At 66.2% G+C, this 6497-nt stretch carries 8 protein-coding genes; 4 read left to right on the forward strand and 4 right to left on the reverse strand.

Annotation, left to right across the window (positions count from 1 at the left end; translation table 11 throughout):
• The first annotated feature begins 267 nt into the window (after positions 1-267).
• Genes QOD90_RS14875 through QOD90_RS14890 form a run of 4 tightly spaced genes read left to right on the forward strand, consistent with a single transcriptional unit; the run spans position 268 to position 3955 of the window.
• The gene (locus tag QOD90_RS14875; RefSeq protein ID WP_526350967.1) at positions 268-762 is read left to right on the forward strand and encodes a nuclear transport factor 2 family protein; all 495 of its coding nucleotides are present in this window, start codon (positions 268-270) and stop codon (positions 760-762) included.
• The gene (locus QOD90_RS14880; RefSeq protein ID WP_526350969.1) at positions 759-1865 is read left to right on the forward strand and encodes an NAD-dependent epimerase/dehydratase family protein; all 1107 of its coding nucleotides are present in this window, start codon (positions 759-761) and stop codon (positions 1863-1865) included. The genes QOD90_RS14875 and QOD90_RS14880 overlap by 4 nt, the downstream gene beginning before the upstream one ends.
• A complete protein-coding gene (locus QOD90_RS14885) occupies positions 1866-3038 on the forward strand; it encodes an acyl-CoA dehydrogenase family protein (RefSeq protein WP_526350971.1) in 1173 nt (390 codons plus the stop codon).
• Positions 3035-3955 carry an LLM class F420-dependent oxidoreductase gene (locus QOD90_RS14890; protein WP_526350973.1) on the forward strand — a complete coding sequence of 307 codons (921 nt, stop codon included), beginning with the start codon at positions 3035-3037 and terminating at the stop codon, positions 3953-3955. Before QOD90_RS14885 ends, QOD90_RS14890 begins: the two co-directional genes overlap by 4 nt.
• Before the next feature lie 3 nt (positions 3956-3958).
• On the opposite strand, the gene QOD90_RS14895 is transcribed toward QOD90_RS14890, so the two are convergent.
• The 4 genes from QOD90_RS14895 to QOD90_RS14910 form a co-directional block, all read right to left on the reverse strand.
• Positions 3959-4633: a GAP family protein gene (locus tag QOD90_RS14895; RefSeq protein ID WP_526350975.1), complete on the reverse strand. Its 675-nt coding sequence runs from the start codon at positions 4631-4633 to the stop codon at positions 3959-3961.
• 27 nt (positions 4634-4660) lie between these two features.
• Positions 4661-5368 (reverse strand): DUF427 domain-containing protein, encoded by a 708-nt coding sequence (locus QOD90_RS14900; RefSeq protein ID WP_526350977.1) that lies wholly within the window; start codon positions 5366-5368, stop codon positions 4661-4663.
• 51 nt (positions 5369-5419) lie between these two features.
• Complete coding sequence (locus tag QOD90_RS14905) at positions 5420-6034, reverse strand: dihydrofolate reductase family protein (RefSeq protein ID WP_526350979.1); 615 nt, start codon at positions 6032-6034, stop codon at positions 5420-5422.
• Between the two features lie 116 nt (positions 6035-6150).
• Positions 6151-6405, reverse strand: a complete 255-nt coding sequence (locus tag QOD90_RS14910) for a DUF2631 domain-containing protein (RefSeq protein ID WP_526350981.1) — start codon at positions 6403-6405, stop codon at positions 6151-6153.
• Positions 6406-6497 lie beyond the last annotated feature (92 nt).

Consider the following 6497-nt stretch of genomic DNA (forward strand, 5'->3'; position numbering starts at 1 on the left):
TCGTTCGTGCACCATCATCGATGTCCCCTTTGACATTCCGTCGTGGCGTGCGGATTCACTGCCGACGAGGGCTGGCCCCTGTCGACGCGGTACACGACGCCGACAGGATATGACATCGGTTGATGTCAGTCTTCGTTATCGAGTTCGGTCCCGTGGGGTGCGCTGACGACCGGTGCCGACATGCCATCGGTCCGGTTTACAAAAGGCCGCGAAAGTGTCACGGTGTTGGAGTACGCCCTTGCTCGAATACCACCGAAATGGCAGGCAGTGGACGCAGAAGATCTCGTGGACATCGAGGCGCTCAAACAATTGAAGGCTCGCTACTGCCGCCTCCTGGACGCCAAGGACTGGCTGGCTTGGCGTCAGGTCTTCACCGATGACTTCGTCAGCGACACGTCCAAGGCGGGCGGCAAGGTGATCCATGGCGCCGACGACTTCGTCGCGTTCACGCGTAGCAGTTTGAGGAAGTCGTCGCAGGCGACGGCCCATCAGGTGCACGCACCCGAGCTCGAGGTCACCTCGCCAAGTACCGCGCGCGGGATCTGGGCACTCGAGGACGTCGTCAGGCTGGCGCCCGGCATCAATCTTCGCGGCTACGGCCACTATCACGAGACATACCAGAAGGTCGACGGTCAGTGGCTCATCAAGACCTCCACCCTGACCAGGCTGCGCGAGGACGTCTTCAACGCGTTCGTCTCGGTGTACGTCTCCGACCGGATGAAGAAGGTCAGTGCCCGGCTGGCGCGGAAGATGGCGAAATGAACACCGCGGAAACGGTTCTCGTCACCGGAGCCTTCGGCCAGGTCGGGCGGCGCTGCACCCAGATCCTGCTCGAACGCGGCCGCACCGTCGTCGCGATGGATCTGCGCACCGACAAGACGGCAGCGGCCGCCGAGGAACTCGCGGAGCACGCTCGGCCGGGCTCGTTGATTCCGGCGTATGTCGACCTGCTCGACGCCAAGGCGGTGACCGCGCTCGTTGCCGAACACCAGCCGCAGGCGATCGTGCACCTGGGTGCCATCCTCGCGCCGGCGTCCTACCGAGATCCGAGGCAGGCGCGACGAGTCAACGTCGGCGGCACCAGACACGTGGTCGAAGCCGCGGTGGCACTGTCGCAGGCGCCGCTGATCGTCTACGCGTCCAGCGCCGCCGTATACGGCTCGCGCAACCCGTATCGCCTGCCCGAGCGCATCACCGCCGAGACGACCGTGAACCCCGTCGACCAGTACGGCGAGGACAAGTCCCGTGCCGAGCAGATCATCAAGGACAGCGGATTGCCCTTCGTCATACTGCGATTGGGGGGCATCATCTCGCCGGACGGCGCGTCGGAGATGAACACCGACTACTTGGCGTTGATGAGGGCGACGCCAGGAGACAACCGCATGCACACCGTTGACGCCCGCGACGTCGCACTCGCCTTCGCCAACGCCGTGGCGCGCGGCGCGGCCATCGACGGCAAGGTCCTGTTGATCGGCGGGAACGACACTCACGTCCGCACGCATCGCGAGTTGGAGGATGACATGATGCAGGCGGTCGGACTGGGTCGACTCGGGCCGAGGGCCAGCCTCCCCGGCGACCCGGACGACGACCACGGCTGGAGTTTCACCGGATGGCTCGACACCACTGAGTCGCAGGCGCTGCTCGACTTTCAGCGGCATGATTGGCAGGACACGGCGGCGTGGGCTGCCAAGGACCAGAAGCGACTCCGGCCCGTCCTGCGAGTGCTCGGCCCGCTTCTCCGCCCCACGTTGAGGCTCGTCTTCGCCATGCAGCGGCGGATCGACAAGCGGGGACGCTACGCCGACCCGTGGTCGCTGATCGGACGGAAGTACGGACCCGACGTCATCGCGCCGACGGACTACTAGATGGACTTCTCACGGGTCGCCTTGGCACCGGACGACCAGACCTTCCAGGACGACCTGCGTGCGCTCCTCGCCGAGATCGTCACCGACGAGGTGGTCCGGCACGATCGCGAAACCGGCGACAACTTCGACGAGGGCGTGCACTGCAGGCTGGGCGACGAAGGCTACCTGGCGCAGTACTACCAAACCGAGGCGCACGGTGGCTTCAACGCTCTGCGCCTGCGGATCTTCGAGTTGGAGATCGGCCGCGCACACGCCCCGTGGTTTCACTCCGGAACGACGAGGATGGTCGCGCAAGCGCTGCAACAGTTCGGCACACCCGAACTGGTCGCTGCCGTCATGCCAGGGGTGATGGCAGGCCCGACGCGGCTCTGTCTCGGGTACACCGAACCCGACGGCGGCTCGGACGTCGCCACCTGCAAGACGCGCGCCGTGCGCGACGGTGACGGCTGGATCATCAACGGCGCCAAGATGTTCACCTCGAACGCCCACAACGCGCGATACGTCTTCCTGATCACCAACACCGATCCCGGCGCACCCAAGCACCAGAGCCTGACGATGTTCCTCGTTCCACTCGATTCGCCAGGCGTCGAGATCCAGGGCATCCGCACCGTCGACGGCGACCGCACCAACATCACCTACTACGGCGACGTGCGCATCGACGACGGGTACCGGGTCGGTGAGATCAACGGCGGCTGGACGGTGCTGAGGGGAGCGCTCAACGCCGAGCACGGCACCGTCGTGCGCGACGCCCAAGGCCTGCAGAAGATCGCCGCGATGAGCGAACACATCGTGCTGCTGGCTCGGGCGGTCGACGCCATCGCAGGGATCGTCGCCGACGACCGCGCCGTGCGATATCGGTTGGGTCGCGTCGTCGCCCGTCTCGACGCCGCGATGAGCACGCCGGAGATGTTCGGCCGCGTCGCCATCGCGCAGACCCTGCGAGACGTGACACCAGACCTGATGGACATCCTCGGCACCGCCTCCGCCCTACCGGTGGGGACCCGCGGCGCGGCCGACGACGGGGGAGTGGAGTACCTCTTCAGGCTGGCGGGTCCGACGGGCGTTTACGGCGGCACCCTCGAGGTGTTCCGCAACATGATCGCCCAACACGCGCTCGGGCTCGGCCGCCCCAATTATTCACCGCCCGCCAACAAAGGAGCTGTGGCTCAATGAAGTTCACGATCACCCATCCCATGCACAGCCACCCCTACAACCCGGAACTCGTCAGCGGGAAGGGCGTCGGGGCAGTCGCCGCGGCGGCAGAGGCGGCCGGTCTGCACGGGTTCGGGTTCACCGACCACCCAGCGCCGACGCAGCGCTGGCTGGAGTCCGGTGGTCACGACGCTCTCGACCCCTTCGTCGCGATGGGCTTCGCGGCCGCGCACACGACCACGCTGCGTCTGATCCCGAACGTGGTGGTGCTGCCGTACCGCAATCCGTTCGTGGTGGCGAAGGCAGGGGCGACGCTTGACCTGCTGTCCGAAGGCCGCTTCACCCTTGCCGTCGGGGTGGGCTACCTGAAGCGTGAATTCATCGCGCTCGGCGTGGACTTCGAGGAACGCGGTGCGCTCTTCGAGGAAGCCCTCCAGGTCATCCGCAGCGTATGGACCGATGACGACATTTCGTTCGAGGGTCGGCACTTCACGGCAACGGGGATCACCGCACACCCGAGGCCGGTCAGCCGGCCACACCCGCCGATCTGGATCGGCGGCAATACCGCCGCGGCGCGACGCCGGGTGGCCGAGCACGGTGACGGGTGGTGCCCGTTTCCGGCTCCCGCCGTGCTGGCCCAGACCGCGCGAACGGCCGCCATGGAAACGCTCGATGACCTGGCCGCGGGGATCGACGATCTCCGGCGCAGGTGCGATGCCGCTGGGCGAGACCCTTCGGTCATCGACGTCACCTTCACCAACGCCAATGGGGGAGCACCGGCCGACGACGACTTCAACGCCGACGAATTCCTTTCCGGCGTAGAGAAACTCGAGGCGCTCGGCGTCACGTGGACTCAGGTTCAGATCCCCGGCGACAGCCTGGCCCATGCCGTGGAGACCATCGAGAAGTTCGGCAAGCTCGTCATCGCCTCGAGCTGAGCGCTACACGGCGTCGATGCCGTTGTACAGCAAGCCAATACCGATCAGGATCAGAAGGACCGTCGTAATGACGCCTTGTCGTCGCTGCATCCAGTTCCCGAAACGCTCGAGCTGGGCGTCGACCCTGTGACTCCACACCAGGTACGCGAGGATCGGAATCGCGGCCGTCGACCCCGCGAGCGCGGTGAAGTACCCCACGGCCGCACCGGCGCCGAGAGCGCTCAACTGCGCCGCTCCGATCGCGAATCCCGCTGCGGCGCACATCAATAGCACCTTCACGTTCACCACGGTCAGCGCGACGCCGACAGCGGCCGCGCCGACGGGCGTGATCCTCTTGATCCTGGTCACCCACTGCGGTGCCCGGACTGCCTTGGGAGGTTTGAACCAGTACCAGATGCCCGCGGCGATGCTGACGATGCCTGCGGCCACCCGCCCCCACGCCGTCCAGTGCGGGGCGGGCTCGTCGAGACCGTCCAGGAGTCGAGGGGCCTGGACGAACAACACGGTGAGTGCCGCCTTGCCGGTGAGCCAACCCGCGACGAACGCCAGCCCGGTGGGCTTCGGACGCTCGCTGTGGACGACGAGCGCGATCGCCGGGATGACGGAGAACGGGGAGAGCGCAACCACGGTGGCGAAGGCCGTCAGTTCGCCGAGTAACGACCCCCATCCGGCTGACACCCGCACGACTGTACGGGTTCTCCGCGATCAGACCTCGCAGCCGCAGTCCGCGGCGCCCACCGCCGCAGGCAACTCGGCGATGACGTCGACCCGCGTCTCGTCGAAGCTCAGGAAGCCGCGGATGGGAAGCGTTTCCGCAGGGGTGTCCTCGTAGCTCCAGGCAACGTCGTCGTGCATGGTGTCGTCGATGGCCAGTGACCAGTAGGTGGCGTAACCCTTGTAGTTGCAGTAGCTGCTGGTATCCGATCGCCGCAGGAGGCCGGTCCGGACCATGGCAGGATCGACGTAAAGCCTTGGCGCCAAGGATGTCTCGAAGACGATGACGGTGTCCACCGTGTCGACCAGCACGGTGCCTGCGACGACGGCGCGCAGTCCGCGGTTGGTGGGCCTGCAGTCCACCCGGTGATACGGATTCGGTGGGTAGTGGACGAGCTTGCGCCCCTCCTCGAGCCAGGTGTCGACGGCATCCCACGGCACGTGGACGTAGCCGGGTGCCTCGGTGACCGGTTCGCGAGGAAGGCCAGTCACCTCGTCGTCCGGGAACGCGTAGCTCAGCGCGTGTCCGCGGCGGTGCACCAGCAGTGCGCGTTCGGTGTCGACGACAGTGCGGCCGTCCACGATCGCCATGATGCGGCGAGGGTGTGGCTCGACGAACACGACGTCGGCGGGCACCGGGGCGGAGAACCAGCCGGCGGGATCGACGCTGAGAGGCCCACGGCCGGCAACGAGACTCATCGTCACAGGTTTACAAGAATCCGCTCAAATGTCACGCCCCGGACGAAACCGCTATCTGATCACGCGGTAACGCAGGTGCGCCACGCCTGGAGCCTCCAGCACGCGAGCGAGTTCGAGGGTGGGTCTACCCGCCTGGAATCCGTCGAGCAGACGCTCGCCAGAGCCGAGGATTACGGGGCTCACCTGAAGGTCGATCTCGTCGACGATCCCGGCTTCGATCGCCTGCCTGGCGCAGGAGGCTCCGCCGGCGATCGAGATCGATAGGTCGCCTGCGACCTCCTTGGCTTGGGCGTATGCGGACTCGATCCCATCCGTGACGAAGTGGAAGGTGGTCCCGCCCTGCATCTCGATCGGCGCGTGCGGGTGGTGCGTCAGAACGAAGACCGGGCAGTGGTAGGGGGGGACGTCACCCCACCATCCCTTCCAGTCCGAATCCTTCCACTCGCCCCGGATTGGGCCGAACATGTTGCGACCCATGATGGTCGCACCCATCTCGTCCATCATCTCGTCGACGACCTGGCGGTTGACCGGGTGGTCCTTGGCCGCGCCGAGGTGCCAATCGTGGAGGGCGGGGCCCCCGATGCCGAGCGGTTCGTCCGCGCTTTGGTCGGGACCAGCGACGTAACCGTCGGCGGAGACGGACATGGAGAGGTTGGTACGGGGCATGTTTGACCTCTATGCGAATAGCTGCCGTTGGGACGTCAATTGAGACTGCGGTCCCGTGGAAAACTCATCGGCGCCGGAGTCGTCGGGAACTGCTCAGCGGCCGTCCGACGGTCGTGCTAGCGGGTCCAGCCTCGGCGGCGCAGCCACCAGTCGCGTAGGACGATGCCCCAGATCACCAGCGCGAAGCCGATCAGCCAGATGTCCTCGACGTGACCCACCTGGTTTCCGCGCAGCATGGCCAGCATGAAGAACCCGGCCAGGATGCCGCCGATCTGGATGGCGCGATGACTCTGCTTCGACCAGCCCCAGTTCACCGATGGCACGTCTTCGATGTCGACGCCGGTGTGTCGTTCGACCTCGGTGTTCGCCACGGTTGCTCCTCAGGGGTCCAGTCGATTGCAGCTCATTCTGGCATACCGAAAACCTGCGGACGTGGTCGTCCCCCAGCTGATTCTGGTGGGTC

Origin of the sequence: Mycobacterium sp. (genome assembly GCF_032161845.1) — a bacterium.
Classification (GTDB): Bacteria; Actinomycetota; Actinomycetes; order Mycobacteriales; family Mycobacteriaceae; genus Mycobacterium.